This window comes from Candidatus Andeanibacterium sp. (assembly GCF_057143545.1).
In genome coordinates this window covers 1-19,393 of the sequence record NZ_DBNHSF010000072.1, presented here as the reverse complement: position 1 = coordinate 19,393, position 19,393 = coordinate 1, and the positions used below count along the sequence as shown (strand labels likewise).

Sequence of the window (19,393 nt, the reverse complement as noted above, 5' to 3'; positions counted from 1 at the left end):
AAAAGGGTCTTTGCGATGAAAACCTGTTTGATTGTTGATGACTCGCGGGTGATCCGCAAGGTCTCGCGCCACATGGTCGAATCCCTCGGATTCGGCGTCGAGGAAGCCGGCGACGGCCAGGAAGCGCTCGAGCAGTGCGACCGGTCCATGCCGGACGTCATCCTGCTCGACTGGAACATGCCGGTGATGAGCGGGATCGAATTCATTTCGCTGCTGCGCCAGCGGCCCGGCGGCGGTGCGCCCAAGGTCGTGTTCTGCACTACCGAAAACGACGTTGCGCATATTCGCGAGGCGATCGACGCCGGGGCCGACGAATATGTGATGAAGCCGTTCGATCACGAGACCCTGCAGATCAAGCTCCAGCTTGTCGGCGTCGCCTGAGGCGAGGCTGCCAGGATGGGCATTGCCTCTCCCATAGGTTTGCCGGGGGCACGGCATCGCCAGCCGATTGGCGAGCCGATCCGGCTGATGGTGGTTGACGATTCGGTCACCGCCAGGACGGTCTTTTCGCGGATCATCGCCCGCGAAGAGGACCTCGAACTCGTGGTCGAGGCGGCCACTGCCGAAGAGGCGCTGGAAATCCTGACTGTCGCGGATGTCGACGTGATCCTGCTCGATCTCGAAATGCCGGGAATGGGCGGGCTCGAAGCCATGCCGCAACTGATCGAGGCTGCGCCGGAAGCGCAGATCCTGGTCGTATCGAGCCTGACCGTGGAAGGCGCGGAGCCGACCCTGACGGCGCTGTCGCTCGGCGCCGCTGACACGCTGGCCAAGCCGCGCCCGGGAACTTTCGACCAGGAATATCGCGATCGCCTGCTGGCGAAGATCCGCGCCCTGGGCGGGGCCGAACCGGCGATCGCCTCGCCGGCCGCCGCCGCGCTCCAGCGCAAGGCCCCCGACGTCCGGCCCGCTTCGGAAAAGCAGCCGAGGATTCTGGCAATCGGAGCCTCGACCGGCGGCATTCACGCGCTTGGCCTGTTTTTCCGCGCCTTGCCGGTGCGGCTGGATATGCCGATCCTCGTGACCCAGCACCTGCCCGCGTCCTTCATGGATGCATTTGCCCGCCAGCTGCAGCAGGCATCGGGTCGCCCGGCGACGCTGGCGGTCGAGGGGCTGACCCTGCAGGCCGACCATATCTATGTCGCACCTGGCACCGCCCATATGACCGTGGTCGAAGGCGGCGGGCGCTACAAGATCAGGCTCGACAAGGTCCCGGCGACGAGCGGCTGCATGCCTTCGGTCGATCCGATGTTCGCATCGCTGGCACAGGCGGCCGGGCCCCATGCCTTGGGCGTCATCCTGTCGGGGATGGGTCGCGATGGAACCCTCGGCGCTGGCGAAATCGTCGCTGCCGGCGGATCGATCTTCGTGCAGGACGAGGCAAGCTGTGCGGTCTGGGGAATGCCCGGATCGGCCGCCATGGCCGGGCTTGCTTCCTGTATCCTCCCGCCCGACCGGATCGCCGAACGGGTCGCCAAGACAGCAAAGGTAACAGCGTGATGGAAGGTGACGAATTCGCCATCAGCGTGATTGCCGACCTGCTGGAGGAGCGCACCGGCCAGAAGCTGACCAGCAACCGCCGCTGGCGCATCGGCACTGCCCTGGCCGGGCTGTTTCGCCAGCACGACATTACATCAATCGAGCAGCTCGTCGTCCAGCTTACCCAGCCGGGCCAGGCCGCCCTTGCGCAGGAGGTAATCGAGGCCTTGCTAAACAACGAAACATATTTCTTCCGCGATCGCGCGATGTTCGATCATCTGAGCCTGCGCATCCTGCCCCAACTGTACGACCTCAGATCGGATAGCAGAAAGATCTCGATCTGGTCGGTCGGCTGTTCGACCGGGCAGGAAGTACTTTCGCTCGCCATGCTGTTCGCCGAAAGCAGGGCGCGCTGGAAGGATTGGTCGATCGACATCCTGGGAACCGACATTTCGAGTTCCGTCATCGATAAGGCGCGGATGGGGCGCTATTCGCATTTCGAAGTGCAACGCGGCCTCGGCGTCGCCCAGATGCTGACCTTCTTCGAGGAAACGGCGCAGGGCTGGCAAACCAGCGACGAACTGCTTCGCATGGTTCGCTACGAGCGCCACAACCTGCTTGATTCGCCACCCAATCCGGGGCGCTTCGACATCATCTTGTGCCGCAACGTGCTGCTCTATTTCGACGGCGAGACCCGCCAGAAGGCGTTCGACCAGCTGGCCAAGGGCATGGGTCCCGACTCATTCCTGATGCTCGGCGCAGGCGAGACGGTTGTCGGCCATACGGCCAGCTTCGCTCCCTGCGCGGAGAATAACGGCTTTTACCGCGCCAACGGGAAGGGCGGCGGCGAACGCGGCCTGCAGCCGGGTGCGCTGGCGGTCTGAGCCGGGTTCCGGTGCCGCGCCGAAAGCGGCGCATTACGGTAAACGTATCGTTTACGCTTACTTAAGCCAATTGGCCTAGAGCTTGTCCGATACGGCGAAATCCGCCGACGGAAGGGGAGGCACAAGGGGTCGTGTTCAAGGGGCTGCTCACCGAGCAAGTCAGGTCGAAGATCATGGTGGTTGCACCGATGGTGGTGCTGACCCTGATTTTCGCCGGACTGATGGCGCTGGTGCTTTCGAGCGCCGGACCTGCCTCGGGCCTGACCCGCAGCACGCTTGTCTGGGGCATTGCCGTCTATCTCCTTGTCGCCGGCCTGCTTGTCCATTTCGGATTGTCCAACCTCGGCAAGCTCGAAAGCCTGGGCCTGACCGACAGCCTCAGCGGCGTTCCCAATCGCCGGGCCTTGCACCAGGATGCGACACGCACCGCACAGGGCCAGGAGATGGCCCTGGCGCTGATCGATCTCGACGGCTTCAAGATCGTCAACGACCATTACGGCCACTTCGTCGGCGATCGGGTGATCAAGGAATGCGCCACGATCCTCAAGGAAGTGTGCGGCAAGGACGCCTGTTCGTACCGCCTCGGCGGCGATGAATTCGCGATCCTGGTGGTCGGACCGATTGCCGGCAACATCCTCGAAGGCATTTGCCGCAAACTCCTGACCCGCTTCTCCAAGCCGCTCCAGGTCGACGACCGTTCGATCACGCTCGGGGCGAGCGTCGGCCTGTCGCGCAGCGACGGGCGCGACGGGCTGACTTCTTCCGAACTGCTGCGCCGCAGCGACGTGGCGATGTATGTCTCCAAGACCAGCGGCAAGATGCGCTGCACCTGGTTCAGCGAGGAATTCGACAGCAAGCGCGAAGCCGCCAAGCAGATCGAAATCGATCTGCGCAAGGGCCTGGACAACGATGAATTGCGGCTGCTCTACCAGCCGCTGGTCGACGCCAAGAGCGGCAAGATCGTCGCGGTGGAAGCGCTGTTGCGCTGGCAGCGTGCCGACGGCGTCCCGATCGGGCCCGACGTATTCATCCCGATTGCCGAGGAATCCGGCCTGATCGACCCGATCGGCCTGTGGGTCCTGCGCAAGGGCTGCAAGGACGCCGAGGCGTGGGAGGATATCAAGCTGTCGATCAATGTTTCGGCGGCACAATTGCGCAATCCGGAATTCCCGGTCCAGCTCGGCCAGATCCTCGAGGAAAGCGGCTTTCCTCCGGCGCGGCTCGAGCTCGAAGTGACCGAGACCTATTTGGTGCTCGATCCGGTCGTCGCCGGGCGCAGCATGGAGATGATCAAGCAGTTCGGGGTCGGCGTCGTGCTCGACGATTTCGGCACCGGCTATGCCTCGATCGGCTTCCTCAGGAAGTTCCGGTTCGAAAAGCTCAAGATCGACCGCTCGCTGATCGTCGATGCGGCAATCGACGACGGCTCGCACGCGATGATGGTGTCGAGCATCGCCGTCGCCCGGGCGATGGACATGGATGTCACGGCCGAGGGCGTCGAAACCGAGGCCCAGGCCGACCTGGTGCGGATCGCAGGCTGCGACCAGATCCAGGGCTGGCTCTTTTTCAAACCGATAACGGCCGACGAAGTGACCGAACAGCTCGCTCTTGGCCAGAATGACGAAGGGGGAGAGGTCACGGCGCTGCGCGCCTGACCCGAAGTATTGAAGGGATCCTAAACAGGATATCAGGGTGAAAGAAATGTCTGACAACAAGAACAGGTTCGACTGGTTCGTAAGAGGCCCGATCGCCCAGAAGATGCAAAGGCTCTGGGGCATTTCGGCCATCGTGACGGTATCGGTCACCGGGCTGACAATTGCCGGCTTCCTTTACAGTGCGAACCAGGCGTCTTCCGGAAACGGCGCAGCGGCGGTTCCGGGTTGGCTGGTGGCGTTCGTGATCTTGCTCGGCGCCGTCGGCATTGCCAACGCGGTACTGGCTCTGCGCCTCGTCCGCAGCGAGATCGTCAAGCCGGTCGAAGGGCTCACGCATGCGCTGGGCGAACTGGCCAACGGCAATCGCGAGGTTGAAGTGCCCGAACTCGATCGCGACGACGAATTCGGCGAGATCGCCCGCGGCCTTGAAGTGGTGAAGAAGGCCGCGCGAAAATTCGACCGCATTCGCGGCGAATCCGACGAAGAGCACCAGCGCCAGAGCGAACGCCTGCGCGAGCTCGCCGACAAGTTCGAGAAGACGATCGGCGAAGTCGTGGGCGGGGTCGCCTCCGCATCCAGCCAGTTGCAGATCACTGCCAGCACCATGGCCTCGGCTGCCGAGCAGTCCTCGCTGCAGACTTCGGAAGTCTCTTCCAGCCTTGGCGAGGCGTCGGCCGGCGTGACCGCTGCGGCTGCCGCCAGTGACGAATTCGCGATGTCGATCGGGGAGATCAGCCGCCAGGCCTCGACCTCGGCCGAACTGGCCCGCAAGGCGAGCGATGCCGCATCCGGTGCCGACAAGACAATTTCCGAATTGTCGGATTCGGCGCTGCAGGTTGGCAAGATTGTCGAAATGATCTCGAATATTGCCCAGCGCACCAACCTCCTCGCGCTCAACGCTTCGATCGAAGCGGCGCGCGGCGGCGAAGCGGGCCGCGGCTTTGCCGTGGTGGCGTCGGAAGTGAAGGAGCTTGCGACCCAGACCGGCAAGGCGACCGAGGAAGTGTCCGCCCAGATCCGTGCGATCCAGGATACGACCACCGCCAGCGTCGAAGCGCTGCGTTCGATCGCCCAGCAGATCGAGCAGCTCGAATCGACCGCGGTCTCGATTGCCGCGGCGGTCGACCAGCAATCGGTGGCGGGCCAGGACCTGGCGCGCAGCATCGATCGTGCGGCGCGCAGCACCGAGGAAGTGTCCTCGAACATTTCGCAGGTGCGCGAGACCTCGCTTTCGACCGGCGCGGCGGCAACCCAGGTGTTGACCAGCTCGACCGAGCTCGAACAGCAGGCGGCGATACTCAAGACTCAGGTCCAGGAGTTCCTCTCCCACGTGCGCGCGGCCTAGGCCGGCCACAGACTCCCGGTATCTGAAGGGGCCGGGGCGCAACGCGCCTCGGCCTTCCTTCTGTCAGCTGCGGGGTGTCGCGGTGACGATGTAATTGAGCGCCAGGTCGTCCGAGAGATGCAGGCCCTGCATCGGAGAAAAGGCAATTCCCCGCGGCGTCCCCATTCTGAGGCCGGCCTTCGCCATCAGCTCATCCAGTTCGCCCGGCGTGACGAAATCCTCCCAGTCATGGGTACCCTTGGGGATCGCGCCGCTCGCTTCGGCAAGGCCGACCAGCAGCAGGCGCGATTGCGGCGTGCGATTGGGGGTCGAGAGCACCAGCACTCCGCCCGGGTCGAGGTGCTCCGCCAGGCCGTCGAGGAACGCCTGCTTGTCGGCGACGTGTTCGATCACTTCCATCGAGGTGACGAGATCGAATTGCCCCAGGCCGAGCTTGCCGAGCTCGCCCTGGCGATAATCGATCGCCAGGCCGCAGCCTTCGGCATGGGCCTTTGCCGCAGCGATATTCTCCGCCGCCGCATCGACCCCGGTAACCTCCGCCCCCAGCCGCGCCAGCGGCTCGCACAGCAGGCCTGCCCCGCAGCCGACATCGAGCGCGCGCCTGCCCTGGAGCGGCCTTGTATCCCGCGGATCGCAGCCCCAATGCGCGTCGATCGCATCGCGCAGGAACCGGAGCCGCACGGGATTGAGCTTGTGGAGCATGGCGGAAGAACCCTTGGGGTCCCACCAGTCGGCGGCCTGCTTGCCGAAATGCTCGGCCTCTTCGGGCCTTATCGTCTCACGGGATGTTGCATTGCTCACCCCCTATCCCTAACAGCGCGCCAGACCTGATTCCAGCTTGCAGGAGTGAAAAGCGGCGTGGCCCGGATCGTGATGAAATTCGGCGGCACTTCGATGGCCGGCACGGAGCGCATCCGCCGGGTCGCCAATATCGTGCGCCGCCAGCAGGCGGCGGGCCACGAAGTCGCGGTCGTCGTTTCCGCGATGGCGGGCGAGACCGACCGGCTGGTCAATTTCTGCCGCGAGGCCAACCCGCTCTACGATCCGGCCGAATACGACGTGGTCGTTTCGTCCGGCGAACAGGTCACAGCGGGCCTGCTGGCGCTCACCCTGCAATCGATCGGTTGCACGGCCCGCAGCTGGCTCGGCTGGCAATTGCCGATGCGGACCGACAACGCCCATGCCAAGGCGCGCATCGAAGGGATGGACGCCGACACGCTGCTGGCCGCCATGGCCGGCGGGGAAATCGCGGTGATTCCGGGGTTCCAGGGCATCGGCTCGGACGGACGGATCTCGACCCTGGGCCGCGGCGGATCGGACACCTCGGCGGTCGCCGTTGCGGCTGCGCTCAAGGCCGATCGCTGCGATATCTATACCGATGTCGACGGGGTCTACACCACCGATCCCAGGATCGTGGCGAAGGCGAGGAAGCTCAGCCACGTCACCTATGAGGAAATGCTCGAACTGGCTTCGGTCGGCTCGAAGGTTCTGCAAACCCGCTCGGTCAGCCTCGCCATGAAGGAAGGTGTCCGGGTGCAGGTGCTGTCATCCTTCATCGACGACGATGCCCCGCCGGCGGACGCCCTGCCGGGGACGATGATCGTCGGCGACGAGGAACTGGCCAAAATTCAAAAGGATCTCGATATGGAAGGCCAATTGATCACCGGCATCGCCGCCGACAAGAACGAGGCCAAGGTCATCCTCACCCGCGTGCCCGACAAGCCGGGTGCGGTGAGCCACATCTTCGCGCCGCTCGCCGCGGCCAATATCAATGTCGACATGATCATCCAGAATGTCGGCCGCGAAAAGGGCGAGACCGACGTCACTTTCACGGTTCCTGCGGCCGACCTTGCGCGTACCCAGGCGCTGCTCGAGAACGAGAAGGAAAATATCGGCTTCAACCGGATCATCGCGGACAGCAAGGTCGCCAAGGTCAGCGTCGTCGGCGTCGGCATGCGCAGCCATGCCGGGGTCGCCGCGACGATGTTCAAGGCGCTCGCCGATCGCGGGATCAATATCCAGGCGATCTCGACCAGCGAGATCAAGGTCTCGGTGCTGATCGACGAGGACGAGACCGAACTCGCGGTGCGCGTGCTCCACACCGCCTACGGCCTCGACGCGAGTGACGAAGCGGCCTGATCAACCCTTACGGCGGTCGCGACGGGCTGGAACATGCGCCGGTAATCGCCGGGATTGAGCCCGGTCGTGCGTTTGAACAGCCGGCGGAAGAAGGCGGCATTGTCATAACCGACCTCGGCCGCGATTTCGTCGATCGGAGTGTCGCCGCTTTCGAGCAGGCGCTTGGCCTCCTCGATCCGCAGGTTCTGGACATATTCGATCAGGCTTGAACCGGTCGCGGCCTTGAAGCGGCGCTTTGCGGTGCGTTGGGGCAGGCCGGCGGCCTCGACCGCCGCGGTTACCGCGCCCGCGACGCGGAAATTCCCGGCCAGCCATTCTTCCATGCGCCGCACCGCGGCATCGGCATGGGGTTGGCGGCGGACCAGGCTGGCATAGGGCAGCTGGCCTTCGCCATGCCATTTGAGGAGGTAAACCTTGGCGATCCGAAGCGCCTCGCCCGGGCTGCAATGGCGCGAGATGATGTGGATCGCGAGATCGTGCCACGAGGTCGTGCCGCCGGCCGTGACCAGCCGGCCCGATGGGTCGGCGATGACCAGGTTCGGCTCCGGACGGAAGCGGACCTGCGGGAACTCCGTTCGAAACAGGTCGATATAGCCCCAATGCGAGGTTGCCTCGCGCCCGTCGAGCAACCCGCTTGCAGCCAGCAGGACCGACCCCGAACAGGCCGAATAGACATGGGCGCCCCGGCGGTAGCATTCGCGGATCCATGATTTCGCCGCCTCGTGGCGATCGCGCATGGCGTCATCCCTTGCCAGCCAGATTTCGGGCACGATGACGATGTCGCAGTCCGGGCAGTCGGCCAGTGCGAAATCGGGGCTGACCGGAATCCCGTTGCCGCAGCGGAAGGGTTCGGTCGAGAGCGAGACGATGCGCGGCTCGATCATCCGCCCGGGGGCGGGCGCGCCGACCAGCTCCTGCCAGAGATTGCCGGTCGCCCCCAGGACATCGACCATGCCGTAGAGCGCCGAGCCCGCGGTTTCGGGGAGGGCGAGGATTCCCGCCAAAAGCGGACGGCCCTGCTCCTGCTGCATATCCACCTGCCTGCACATTATGGCACAAATGGATCGTTATCGGCAAAATTCGACCTGATCAAGCGGTAGGATCCAACCTATCCGGTCTCCATCGACGGAATGTCCCGTCGCTCGAACAGAACGGAGCAATGCCATGAATGTCCAGACTGCAATCAAGCCCAAGACCATGAACGGCCTCGACATGGAGGCCGCCAGCCAGACGGTTGCCGCGATCCAGGCAGAACCATCGCTCGCCCGGTTCCAGTTCCGCGCCCGCAACACCTGGATCGACGGCGGGGAAAACCGCTCGACGATCCGCGACTTTTTCGGCGCGGGCCGGGAAGACGACAGCCGCACCCAGGACTTCGTCTTCACCAATGGCGAGCCGCCGGTGCTGCTCGGCAACAACGAAGGCGCGAACCCGGTCGAGTTCCTGCTGCATGCGCTGGCCGGCTGCGTCACCACGACGATGGTGCTGCACGCCGCGATGCGCGGGATTACCCTGACCTCGCTCTCGACCGAGCTCGAAGGCGATCTCGACGTCCAGGGCCTGCTCGCGATGGGCGACGGGGTGTTCCCGGGCTATGAAGCGATCCGCATCCGCATGCATGTCACCGCCGACTGCAGCGACGAGGAACTGGCCGATTTGCTCGCCGTCACCCAGGCGCATTCGCCGGTCTGCAACAGCGTTTGCCGGCCGGTGCCGGTGACGATCGAGCTGGCCTGAAACGAAACTCCCCGCGCCGGAGGGGGCGGCGCGGGGAGTTCGTAGCCGGGCGGGGCCCGGGCAGGGTTCCGCTAACCTCAGGCGAGGTCGAAGCGGTCGGCGTTCATCACCTTGGTCCAGGCGGCGACGAAATCCTTGACGAACTTTGCCTCATTGCCGGCCTGGGCATAGACTTCGGCGACCGCGCGCAGCTGCGAGTTCGAACCGAAGATGAGGTCGGCGCGGGTTGCCGTCCATTTCTTCGCTCCGGTCCTGCGGTCGGTGCCGACGAATTCCTCCTCGTCGCTGTCCGCTGCCGACCACTTGGTCGCCATGTCGAGCAGGTTGACGAAGAAGTCGTTGGTCAGCTGGCCCTTGCGGTCAGTGAACACGCCGTGCTCGCTGTTCCCGCTATTGGCACCGAGCACCCGCAAACCGCCGACCAGCACGGTCATTTCCGGCACGGTCAGGCCGAGCAGGTCGGCCCGGTCGACCAGCAGGTCCTCGGTCGCGACGCTAAGCTTGCCCGAACGGTAGTTGCGGAACCCGTCGGCGCGCGGCTCGAGATAGGCAAAACTGTCGGCATCGGTCAGCTCGTCGGTGGTGTCGCCGCGGCCGCCGGTGAACGGCGCGGCCACATTGTGCCCGGCATCCCTGGCCGCCTTCTCGACCGCTGCGGTGCCGGCGAGCACGATCGCATCGGCCATCGACAGATTCCCGCGCAGTTCGTCGATCTTGGCCAGCACCTTGGCCAGTTCGGTCGGGTCGTTGGCGGCCCAGTCCTTCTGCGGGGCAAGGCGGACCCGGGCGCCATTGGCACCGCCGCGATGGTCGGTCCGGCGATAGGTCGAAGCCGAAGCCCAGGCGGCCTTGACCAGCTCGCTGACGGAGAGCCCGCTGGCAAGGATCGCCGATTTGAAGGCCGCAACATCGCCATCCGACGGCATGGTGCCGGCCGGGACCGGATCCTGCCAGATCAGGTCTTCGGCCGGAACTTCGGGACCGAGATAACGGCTCTTGGGGCCCATGTCGCGGTGGGTCAGCTTGAACCAGGCGCGGGCAAAGGCATCCTTGAAGGCTTCGTGGTCGTTCATGAAGCGCTCGGAAATCTTGCGATATTCCGGGTCCAGCTTGAGCGCCATATCGGCCGTCGTCATGATCGTCGGAACCTTGACGTTGGGGTCGCCCGCGGATGGCGCCATGTCTTCGGGATCGGGATCGATCGGGGTCCACTGGTAGGCGCCAGCGGGTGACTTGGTCAGTTCGTAATCGTATTTGAACAGCAGCCGGAAGTAGTTCTCCGACCACCTGTCGGGCGTGTTGGTCCACGGGCCTTCGATGCCGGAAGTAATGGCATCGTCGAGCACGCCGGTACCGCCCGGATTGGCCCAGCCGAAACCCTGCGCCTCGATCGGGGCGCCTTCGGGGCTGGGTCCGAGCAGCGCGGCATCGCCATTGCCGTGGCACTTGCCGAATGTGTGTCCGCCGGCGGTGAGCGCGACGGTTTCCTCGTCGTTCATCGCCATCCGTTCGAAGGTCATGCGCATGTCGCGCGCCATGCCTTCCATGTCGTGCGGGTTGCCGCCCGGCCCTTCGGGATTGACGTAGATCAGGCCCATCTGGATCGCGGCGAGCGGGTCTTCCATGTCCCAGCCCTTGTCGGGCTGGTTGCGGGTTTCGGCTCCCGTATTCACCCACTCGTCCTCGGTGCCCCAATAGACCTTCTCGGGATAATAGACATCCTCACGGCCGCCACCGAAGCCGAAGGTCGGGCCGCCCATCGATTCGATCGCGACATTGCCGGCGAGCACGAACAAATCAGCCCAGCTCAGCGCATCGCCATATTTCTGTTTGATCGGCCAGAGCAGGCGGCGAGCCTTGTCGAGATTGCCATTGTCGGGCCAGGAATTGAGCGGGGCGAAGCGCTGCTGCCCTTCGCCGGCGCCGCCACGCCCGTCGGACACGCGATAGGTGCCGGCCGCGTGCCACGCCATGCGGATGAAGAGCCCGCCGTAATGGCCGTAATCGGCCGGCCACCAATCCTGGCTGTCGGTCATCAGCGCGGTGAGATCGGCCTTGAGCGCCTTGTAGTCGATGCCCTTGAACGCTTCGGCATAGTCGAAATCCGGGTCCATCGGACTCGGGGAGAGTCCGCGATCGCTCATCAGGCTGAGCGGCAGCTTGTTCGGCCACCAATCCTCGTTGGTGCGGCCCAGCAGCGAACGCGTCTCGCCGCTTGCGTGGTTGAACGGGCACTTCCCGCTCATGTCTCCAGTTTTCATGTCCATCGAATGTCTCCTCTCGGGCGCGAATCGCCGCATTCCTGAATCCGTAAAGCTTACATAGCCAGCGGCCATGATCGACCAAAACAATTAAAACCTCTAAGGTTCATCGCGTTTTTCGATTAGTGACGCGGTTGACTCGCGGGCCGGTCTGGCCCGGCTTGATGGCAAGCGCGAGACATTGCGGAAGCGCGCTTGCGTCGCCGGACCGGGGCGGTACGGCACCCTTCCTGCCGTGGCTTTGCGCACTTGCCCGCCGCCTCTGTGCGGCCTAAGCGGCTTTGCATGAACGACTTTCCCAGGACGACCGCGCTGATGCGGCGCGGCATCGAATTTCTCGGCAGCGATTACGCGATCCTTTGCGGGGCGATGAGCTGGGTCTCCGAGCGCAACCTCGTCGCCGCGATCAGCAATGGCGGGGGGTTCGGGGTGATCGCCTGCGGGGCGATGACGCCCGAGCTGCTCGATGCGGAAATCGCCGGGACGAAGGCGCTGACCCGCAAACCGTTCGGCGTGAACCTCATCACCATGCATCCACAGCTGTTCGAGCTGATCGAGGTCTGCGCCAGGCACAAGGTCGGCCACGTCGTGCTCGCCGGCGGGATCCCGCCCAAGGGCAGCGTCGAGGCGATCAAGGCATTCGGGGCGAAAGTACTGGTGTTTGCTCCGACGCTCGCCCTGGCCAGGAAGCTGCTGCGCCAAAGAGACGGGGCCGGCGCCGACGCGCTGGTGATCGAAGGCATGGAAGCCGGCGGCCATATCGGCCCGGTCGCAACCAGCGTGCTGGCGCAGGAATTCCTGCCCGAACTTTCGGCCGATCACCTGGTGTTCGTCGCCGGGGGGATCGGCAATGGCGAGATGATCGCGGCCTATCTCGAAATGGGCGCGGTCGGGGTCCAGCTCGGCACGCGCTTCGCCTGCGCCACCGAATCGATTGCCCATCCCAATTTCAAGCAGGCCTTCTTCCGCGCCAATGCCCGCGACGCGGTGGCCAGCGTCCAGCTCGACCCGCGCCTGCCGGTGATCCCGGTGCGCGCGCTCAAGAACAAGGGCACCGCCGAATTCGACGCCAAGCAGCGTGAGGTCGCCCTGCTGCTCGACCAGGGCAGCGTCGACATGGGCGAGGCGCAGCTGCGGATCGAGCATTTCTGGGCCGGCGCCCTGCGCCGCGCAGTGATCGACGGCGATGTCGAGAGCGGCTCGCTGATGGCGGGCCAATCGGTCGGCATGGTCAAGGAAGAGGAACCGGCGGCCGAGATTATCCGCAAACTCATGGCCGAGAGCGAAGCGGCCTTGGGGCGGCGATAGGCAAAGTCACCAAAGCGCAGGCTTGGCCACCATCAGCCAGAATGTGGCCAGGAGGCCGAGGAACGCCGGCCAGCCAAGCGTAAACCACCAGCGCATGGCCTTCAGGTATTCGGGTCCAAGCATTTCTCCACGGTCTCGCGAGGCCTCGGCAAGCCGTGTCGCCTTGATCTGCAGCCATACCACCGGTGCCCAGCAGGCGAAGGCAAGCAGGTAGAGCGCAAAGGCCGCGACCAGCCACGGCGCGCTTAGCGAATAGCCAGCCAAATGGACGAGCCACAGCCCCGATAGGGGCTGGATCACACCACTTGTGCCGGTGAAGATCCAGTCGGCGCGCACCACCATGCGGCCGACACTGGCGATTGTTGTTGGATCGCGTGTAAGGTGAGCATTCCAGAAATACCATGCCGTTCCGGCACCGAAGCCGAACAGGACTGTGCTGCTGAGGATATGGAGCGTCTTGGCAAGCAGGAATAAGTCCATCATCGCTTGTTCCCGATTGCGCCGTGAACGGCAATGAGAAGCAGGATCGGAAAGTTCTTGAGCAGTGGACCAAAGGGGTCGAGCCAGAGCATTGGGAGAGCGTAGCCGATTACCAGTGTGTAGCCCATCACGACCAATAACTGGACAGCTGTGCTCACGCGCGCGTTCCGGTCGAGCAACACCAATGCGGCCACCGCAATATCGAGCACGCTTCCGAAGACGCGCAACGGGTCCGCCCAGCCTTCCGACAAACCAAGACCAGCGGTTACTGCCCGGGCAGTTGCATCACCGTTGAACAGACCGAGCCAAGCGGAAGCCAGCCAGAGCACGACCAGAACGGCCCTGATGGCTGGCGCAAGGAAATACAGCCGGGCGTGCCAGCGGTCTTGCACCTGCGCGGGCCGCGCCAGAAGTGCGTCGCCCAATCGACGCGGCACGAAGCCAATGGCCGCCGCATAGGCGGCGCTATCGCCCGCATTATTCGCCACCATCTGGGAAAGGCTGTTGGTCGAGACTGGACCGTCACCCAGGACATCGCCCATCCTTGCGAGTAGGCGCATCAGGGGCATGGGGATCGAGGTGAACCGCGCCCGGCCAAATCCCAACCATGTGCGATAGCGCGCAAGGATCTCGCGCAGGCTAAGTGTCTCGGGCCCGACCGGTTCGAGTGACCGGTTGAAGAACCGGTTGTTCCCGCAAATCGTACTCACGCTTTTCGCAAGGTCGCGCGCATGGAGCGGGGTGAATTCGAATTCGCCCTGGCCGGGAAGCGGGACGGTTAGCGGAAGCGCCGCCAGACCGCGCAGCAGCGAAGTGCCGCCATAGCTTCCGTCGCCATAGACGAGCGAAGGGCGCAAGATTGTCCAGGCAAGACCTGATTTGCGAAGGACCTGTTCACCGGCAATTTTGGAAACCGAATAATCGGTCGCGACGTCGGGACGGGCGCTGATCGCCGAGATGAGAACGACGTGCTTTACACCAACCTGCGACGCGGCCGCATAAAGTGCGCGCGGCATGGTGACATGGATCGCGTCCAATTGCGCACCGCGTAGCAGGCCAGCCGAATTGACGATACAATCGATCTCCTTGAGCCGTTCGATCCACGCAATCTGATCGGTGGCGCCGGTCAAGTCGAGTTGGAGAAAATCGGCCTCGGGAAAAGCCTCGGCCAGTTCGGCCTTGCCGCGAACGATGGCGACCACCTGGTGCCCCACAGAGAGCAGCTCGGCCAGGATGTGGCGGCCGATGAATCCGCCCGCCCCGAGCAACATGATACGCATCGAATTCCCCCTTTGGGGGCAAAGTTAACGCGGGACGTCTGGTCCGTCAGCAGGAATGTCCCACCCCTGTCCAAACCTGCCTAACCCAGCAGCGTAATCGCCCGCAGGGCGAGCGTAACCGCCAGCACGGCAAGGCTGGCGAGCAACGACAGGCCGGCCCTCCTGCCGGCCGTCCAGCCCCCGTTGGCGAACACTACCGCCGCCTTGAACGCCATGTTGACCGCGACCGTTCCGCCCAGCGCCAGAGCGGCGATGGCGACCGACACCGCCTCGCGCGGCAGGGTCGAATAGGCGACCAGTGCCGCATCGACGTCGAAGCTTCCGGCAAGGAACAGCGAAAGCGCGGCACCCTCCGATCCGTATTGGGCCTGCGCCCAATGCACCAGCAGCGAAGCAGCCGCCACTGCGAGCAGGAAGCCGAAAGCGGGCAGGAGTTCGAACGGCTTGGCTGTCAGCGGCGCATCGGACCCGGTCGATGCCCGTTCCGCCCGCCAGTTGAGCCCGGCCACCGCAAAGGCTGTGATGGCCGCGGGACCCAGCAACCACAGCAGCGGGATCGCGACGACCGGCGCAAGCACTGCGGCAAGGACGATCACACGCACATACATCACCGCGCTCGCCATCGCGATCCCGGTCGCGAAGGGACTATCTGTGCGCTCCTTCAGCCGGGCGGCGAAGGCGGCGGTCACCGCGGTCGAGGAATAGGCCCCGCCGATCAATGCCGTGGCGATCGTCCCGCGCTGCTGGCCGATCACCCGGTTGGCGATATAGCCGATCACCGAAAACCCGGTGACCAGCAGGACAACCAGCCACAGCTTGAACGGGTTCCACGCTTCGTAGGGGCCGAACCCCTCGTCGGGCAGGAACGGCAGCACCGCGATCGCAATCACCGCGTACCGCGCGATCGCGCGGACTTCCTCCTCGGTAAGCGATCGCAGGATGCCGTGGATCGGCTGGCGCAGGGCGAGAATCGCGGTTGTCACCGCCGCGCCCGCAAGCGCGAGTTCGGCGAAGCCGGCCCCGGCCAGCAGGCCGAGGCCGAGCGTGACGAAGGCAGCGACCATGGTGGTCGCGTCGCGCTCGGCTTCCGTGATCCGGGGCCGCAGGAAGGCAAACAGGAGCAGCACCGCGAGGGTGAGGAGCAGGATCGCCGCCAGCCACTGGGAGACATGGTTCGCGAGCAGCGCGACCAGCCCGCCGCTCCCGCCGATCAGCGTGAAGGTGCGCACCCCGGCAACGCGAGTACCATCGGCTTCCTCGCGCTGTCGCCACCCGCGCTCGATCCCGATCAGCAGGCCGGCGGCGAGCGCCGCCAGCAGGAGCATCGCCAGCTCGACCTGCTGAACTATGTGGGGGCTTGCGATCACTTGCATGCCGGAGCTCGACGCTCGGCCCGCCTACGCGGCCAGGCCGAGCAGCACCTTGGCCGTAATCTCGGGCCGGTTCTCCATCACGAAATGGTCGCAATCGGCCTCGTGATAGTCCCACTCCGGATCGTCCCTTACCTGTTCGGCGAAGCGGGCGAAGGGGGTCGGCTGCCAGCCGGTGGCGAAGATATAGGCGCGGCGCGGGATCTTCCTTTCCTCGCCGCTCAGCCTGACCGCCTCGAGCAGGGTCAACAGCGGATGATAGCCGACCAGGCCGGGCACCGGCTCGAAATCGAGTCCGCCGATCGGTGCAACCATGCCGGGGTTGTCCTTCTGGCTGTCGATGTACCATTTGTGCTCGAACTCGCCGGTGATGTCCCACAGCGACTGGCCGCTTTCGGGCAGGAAGGCGTCGATATAGGCGATCGCATCGATCCGCGCACCGAGCTTGGCCGCGACTCCGGTAATCACCATCCCGCCATAGGAATGGCCCACGAGGATGAAGCGCTCGAAGCGCGCGACCTCGATCTGCCACAGCACGTCGGCGATATGGTCCGACAGGGTGATCCCGGGATGAAGTTCGGACTGGCGGGTGCCGATCCCGCGCACCGCCGTCACCAGGACATTGTGGCCGGCGGCTTCCAGGTCCCGCTTGGTCTTGTCGTAGCTCTGCCCTCCGCCCCAGGCGCCGTGCACCAGCACGAAATTGGCCATCGATCTTCTCCCGTGAGTCGCTTGGGTAAAGAAATGGCCCATGAACCGCGGGGGGTCCATGGGCCATTTCCGTTTGCCCGTTCGGGAGCCTGAGGGGAAGGGGAAGTTGGCTCCCGGAGCGAACCCGTCTTAGCTCTTGCGCGAGGTGCGCCAGCCGGTGGCGTAGGTGTCGGCCGCCATCTTGCCATAAGGCACCGGCGAAACGATCGCGCGTACGGCAAGCTGCTTGTGCTTTTCGACCGTGGTCTTGGCGGTGTTGGGATCCTCGCCCCAAAGGACGTGGATCTCGGTGCCGAGCGGCAATTCGTGATCGACGGTCGCCAGCGAGAGCGCCTTCTTCTCGTTGAAGGAATAGCCGGTGAACATCGACAGGCCGATGACATTGCCGTCAGCATCGACGACCGAGTCGTAGTTCGAGTTGGCATAGTTCGCGAGCGGCAGGTCGAAGAACTTGTATTGTTCGCCTTCGGGATCGAACATCGAACCGACGATCTTCTTCATGTCGTCGGCATTCCATTCGAGGGTCACCTTCTTGCGCTGCACGTCCTTGTTCTCGGCGACTTCCTTGAGCGCATCTGCGCCGTGGAAATCGTGGTCGAACTTGACGAACGGGCCGTAACCCAGCTCCCACGGGTTGAGGTAGTAATCCTCGATCGACTTGCCGACGAACGAACCGCCGATCGAGCCGGTCGCTTCGTAGCTGTCGGCGCCGAGCCAGTTGCGGTAATCTTCCAGCTTGTCGCCGGTGTAGATCGCGGGCAGCGGCGAGGGAATCCAGCCCGATTCGAGCGTGTTCGAAGGATAGGCGCGGCTGCCGACCGGGATCAGGCCGAACTCTTCGCCGGCCTTGAGGATCTGCTCGCGGACATATTCCTGCTCTTCATAGGGGCCCCAGATTTCGAGGCCCGGCGAGCCGGCCATGCCATGGCGCAGCGTGCGGATGGTCTTGTCGCCGATCTTCATGGTCGACATGTTGAAGAATTTGAGCTTTTCGAGCGACGCGCCGTTGAGCTTTTCGATCACGTCCCAGGCGCGCGGGCCCTGGATCTGGAAGCGCCAGGAAATGCGCTTGACCGGCTTGCCCATCGGGCGGCTCGGCGACCGCGGATCGTTGATCACTTCGACGTTATAGCCGCCGGTCTCGGCATGATACATCAGCCAGTTGGCGGCCGGCGCACGGCCGACATAGACGAATTCCTCTTCGGCCAGGCGGAAGATGATGCCGTCGCCGATAACATGGCCATAGGGCGTCGTCGGAACATATTGCTTGGCCTTGTCGACCTCGAAGCCGGCCGGCGAGTTGACCATCGTATCGGAGAGGAGCTTGAGGGCGTCCGGACCGTTGATATAGAGATCGAACATGTGGTGCGACTGGTCGAACAGCACGGCGCCGTGCTGCCAGGCCCACTGCTCGTCGCGCCAGTTGGAGAATTCCGGAGCAACCACCGGATAGACATAGGCGCCGATCTTGTTGTTGCGCAGCTGGCCGACGATGTCGCCATTGGCGCGCGCGAGCACGTCGTTGAGATTCTCAGACATTCCCTCTTCCTCTCACTTGTGAAAGAATCATATATGCGAAAATTGTATGCAGCACATACAATATTGAGCTAAGGCTGCAAGGGAAAACAGCCCGAGCGGGTGAGGAGCAGGTAACCATGAATGTCGAAGCGCTGGATCACGTCAACATCATCACCGACAGGCTCGACGAAACGGCGGAATTCTACGGGAAACTGCTCGGGCTGGTGCGAAAGGACGCGCCCCCGCCGCTCACCCCCGAGACCGCGACCTGGATGTTCGATGCCGAGGACCGCGCGATCATCCACATCAATTCGCTCGATTGCTACCGCGCCTATGATCGCGAGGTGACGCCCGGTGAACTGACCGGGGCGCTGCACCATGTCGCCTTGCGCTGCTCGAATTACGAAGAGGTTCTCGGGCGGCTCAAGGAAATGGGCGCGGAGTACCAGGAGAACCTCGTCTCGGCGATCAACCTCAGGCAGATCTTCACGCCCGACCCCAACAACGTGCTGCTGGAGTTGAACTTCTTCGCCGATTAGCGGGCCGGCATCGATTTCCGGGCCGCCGGATGATTCCATCCGGCTCGAAATCGCCCAAATGAAAGGAAGGCCACCGAAGCATCAGCAGGCACGAACCGAGACAGGAACGCAACGTAGCAGACGCCGGTCCAGGGATTCAGCCGATTTGCAGGCAGGCCCTGCATTTGCGACCGGAACGGACGGATCGGCTTGATCGACATCTCGGGAGAACCGAAGTGCTCTCGCGGGTGGAACACGAGTTTCATTCCAAGGCAGAGACCATCGCGACTTCTTCCGCCTTTTGCCGCTCGACCGCTTGGCAGAAGAGTTCATTCTTTGCATAACCTTCCGCAAATCAAGCATATGCGGGACTCGTCGTTCCGGAGAGGGAAAACTTAGTCATGCGCAAGCAGTTTCGCCTGTTCCATTGCACTCGCCTCGTTTCGGCCTCGCTGCTGCTCGCAACGGGTGCGGGCGTCGCCGCGCAGGGTAACGAGGATCACGCCCACATGGCGATGGACGAGGCCGCCCCGGCCGCGGTGACGCGGACCGTGAAGTGGTCCGACGCCGCGGCCTGGCCCTCGGGCAAAGTGCCTGTGGCTGGCGAGGAAGTGACCATTCCGCGCGGGACCGAGGTGATGCTCGACGTCAGCCCGCCCGAATTGCGCAGCCTGACGATCCAGGGCAAGCTGACCTTCGCCGACGAGC

18 protein-coding genes are annotated in these 19,393 nt (G+C 64.2%); 10 read left to right on the top strand and 8 right to left on the bottom strand.

The window, feature by feature from the left end:
* Window positions 1–15: 15 nt before the first annotated feature.
* The 5 genes from AC16XC_RS04605 to AC16XC_RS04585 all read left to right on the top strand — a co-directional run bounded on the left by AC16XC_RS04605 (window position 16) and on the right by AC16XC_RS04585 (window position 5,363).
* Entirely contained in the window at window positions 16–381 is a 366-nt protein-coding gene (locus AC16XC_RS04605) for a response regulator (protein ID WP_484033468.1), read from the top strand.
* A gap of 39 nt (window positions 382–420) precedes the next feature.
* Window positions 421–1,500 carry a chemotaxis-specific protein-glutamate methyltransferase CheB gene (gene cheB / locus AC16XC_RS04600; RefSeq protein ID WP_484033467.1) on the top strand — a complete coding sequence of 360 codons (1,080 nt, stop codon included), beginning with the start codon at window positions 421–423 and terminating at the stop codon, window positions 1,498–1,500.
* On the top strand, window positions 1,500–2,363 hold the full coding sequence (locus AC16XC_RS04595) for a CheR family methyltransferase (RefSeq protein WP_484033466.1): 864 nt from the start codon (window positions 1,500–1,502) through the stop codon (window positions 2,361–2,363). Before cheB ends, AC16XC_RS04595 begins: the two co-directional genes overlap by 1 nt.
* Before the next feature lie 131 nt (window positions 2,364–2,494).
* On the top strand, window positions 2,495–4,018 hold the full coding sequence (locus AC16XC_RS04590) for a putative bifunctional diguanylate cyclase/phosphodiesterase (protein WP_484033465.1): 1,524 nt from the start codon (window positions 2,495–2,497) through the stop codon (window positions 4,016–4,018).
* 46 nt (window positions 4,019–4,064) lie between these two features.
* The gene (locus tag AC16XC_RS04585; protein ID WP_484033464.1) at window positions 4,065–5,363 is read left to right on the top strand and encodes a methyl-accepting chemotaxis protein; all 1,299 of its coding nucleotides are present in this window, start codon (window positions 4,065–4,067) and stop codon (window positions 5,361–5,363) included.
* 63 nt (window positions 5,364–5,426) lie between these two features.
* Here AC16XC_RS04585 and ubiG read toward each other — a convergent pair whose 3' ends face one another.
* Window positions 5,427–6,164 carry a bifunctional 2-polyprenyl-6-hydroxyphenol methylase/3-demethylubiquinol 3-O-methyltransferase UbiG gene (gene ubiG, locus AC16XC_RS04580; RefSeq protein WP_484033463.1) on the bottom strand — a complete coding sequence of 246 codons (738 nt, stop codon included), beginning with the start codon at window positions 6,162–6,164 and terminating at the stop codon, window positions 5,427–5,429.
* A 57-nt stretch (window positions 6,165–6,221) separates the two neighbouring features.
* Here ubiG and AC16XC_RS04575 point away from each other — a divergent pair, with 57 nt between their 5' ends.
* On the top strand, window positions 6,222–7,502 hold the full coding sequence (locus tag AC16XC_RS04575; protein ID WP_484033479.1) for an aspartate kinase: 1,281 nt from the start codon (window positions 6,222–6,224) through the stop codon (window positions 7,500–7,502).
* Here AC16XC_RS04575 and AC16XC_RS04570 read toward each other — a convergent pair.
* Window positions 7,469–8,533: a GlxA family transcriptional regulator gene (locus tag AC16XC_RS04570; RefSeq protein ID WP_484033462.1), complete on the bottom strand. Its 1,065-nt coding sequence runs from the start codon at window positions 8,531–8,533 to the stop codon at window positions 7,469–7,471. The genes AC16XC_RS04575 and AC16XC_RS04570 overlap by 34 nt on opposite strands.
* Before the next feature lie 133 nt (window positions 8,534–8,666).
* On the opposite strand from AC16XC_RS04570, the gene AC16XC_RS04565 reads away from it, so the two are divergent.
* A complete protein-coding gene (locus AC16XC_RS04565; protein ID WP_484033461.1) occupies window positions 8,667–9,239 on the top strand; it encodes an OsmC family protein in 573 nt (190 codons plus the stop codon).
* Window positions 9,240–9,316: 77 nt separating this feature from the next.
* Here AC16XC_RS04565 and katG read toward each other — a convergent pair whose 3' ends face one another.
* Entirely contained in the window at window positions 9,317–11,506 is a 2,190-nt protein-coding gene (katG, locus tag AC16XC_RS04560; protein WP_484033460.1) for a catalase/peroxidase HPI, read from the bottom strand.
* Window positions 11,507–11,785: 279 nt separating this feature from the next.
* On the opposite strand from katG, the gene AC16XC_RS04555 reads away from it, so the two are divergent.
* Window positions 11,786–12,808: an NAD(P)H-dependent flavin oxidoreductase gene (locus AC16XC_RS04555; RefSeq protein WP_484033459.1), complete on the top strand. Its 1,023-nt coding sequence runs from the start codon at window positions 11,786–11,788 to the stop codon at window positions 12,806–12,808.
* 6 nt (window positions 12,809–12,814) lie between these two features.
* Here AC16XC_RS04555 and AC16XC_RS04550 read toward each other — a convergent pair whose 3' ends face one another.
* From AC16XC_RS04550 to ligM, 5 genes are all read right to left on the bottom strand, one after another.
* Entirely contained in the window at window positions 12,815–13,291 is a 477-nt protein-coding gene (locus AC16XC_RS04550; protein WP_484033458.1) for a DUF2269 family protein, read from the bottom strand.
* On the bottom strand, window positions 13,288–14,568 hold the full coding sequence (locus AC16XC_RS04545) for an SDR family oxidoreductase (RefSeq protein WP_484033457.1): 1,281 nt from the start codon (window positions 14,566–14,568) through the stop codon (window positions 13,288–13,290). Before AC16XC_RS04545 ends, AC16XC_RS04550 begins: the two co-directional genes overlap by 4 nt.
* Before the next feature lie 80 nt (window positions 14,569–14,648).
* Window positions 14,649–15,941 (bottom strand): MgtC/SapB family protein, encoded by a 1,293-nt coding sequence (locus AC16XC_RS04540; protein ID WP_484033456.1) that lies wholly within the window; start codon window positions 15,939–15,941, stop codon window positions 14,649–14,651.
* A 24-nt stretch (window positions 15,942–15,965) separates the two neighbouring features.
* Window positions 15,966–16,649, bottom strand: a complete 684-nt coding sequence (locus AC16XC_RS04535) for an alpha/beta fold hydrolase (protein WP_484033455.1) — start codon at window positions 16,647–16,649, stop codon at window positions 15,966–15,968.
* Window positions 16,650–16,778: 129 nt separating this feature from the next.
* Window positions 16,779–18,188 carry a vanillate/3-O-methylgallate O-demethylase gene (gene ligM / locus AC16XC_RS04530; protein WP_484033454.1) on the bottom strand — a complete coding sequence of 470 codons (1,410 nt, stop codon included), beginning with the start codon at window positions 18,186–18,188 and terminating at the stop codon, window positions 16,779–16,781.
* A gap of 116 nt (window positions 18,189–18,304) precedes the next feature.
* Between ligM and AC16XC_RS04525 the strand changes: the two genes are divergently transcribed.
* A complete protein-coding gene (locus AC16XC_RS04525) occupies window positions 18,305–18,706 on the top strand; it encodes a VOC family protein (RefSeq protein WP_484033453.1) in 402 nt (133 codons plus the stop codon).
* Between the two features lie 380 nt (window positions 18,707–19,086).
* A partial coding sequence (locus AC16XC_RS04520; protein WP_484033160.1) for a G8 domain-containing protein occupies window positions 19,087–19,393 on the top strand: 307 nt, incomplete at its 3' end.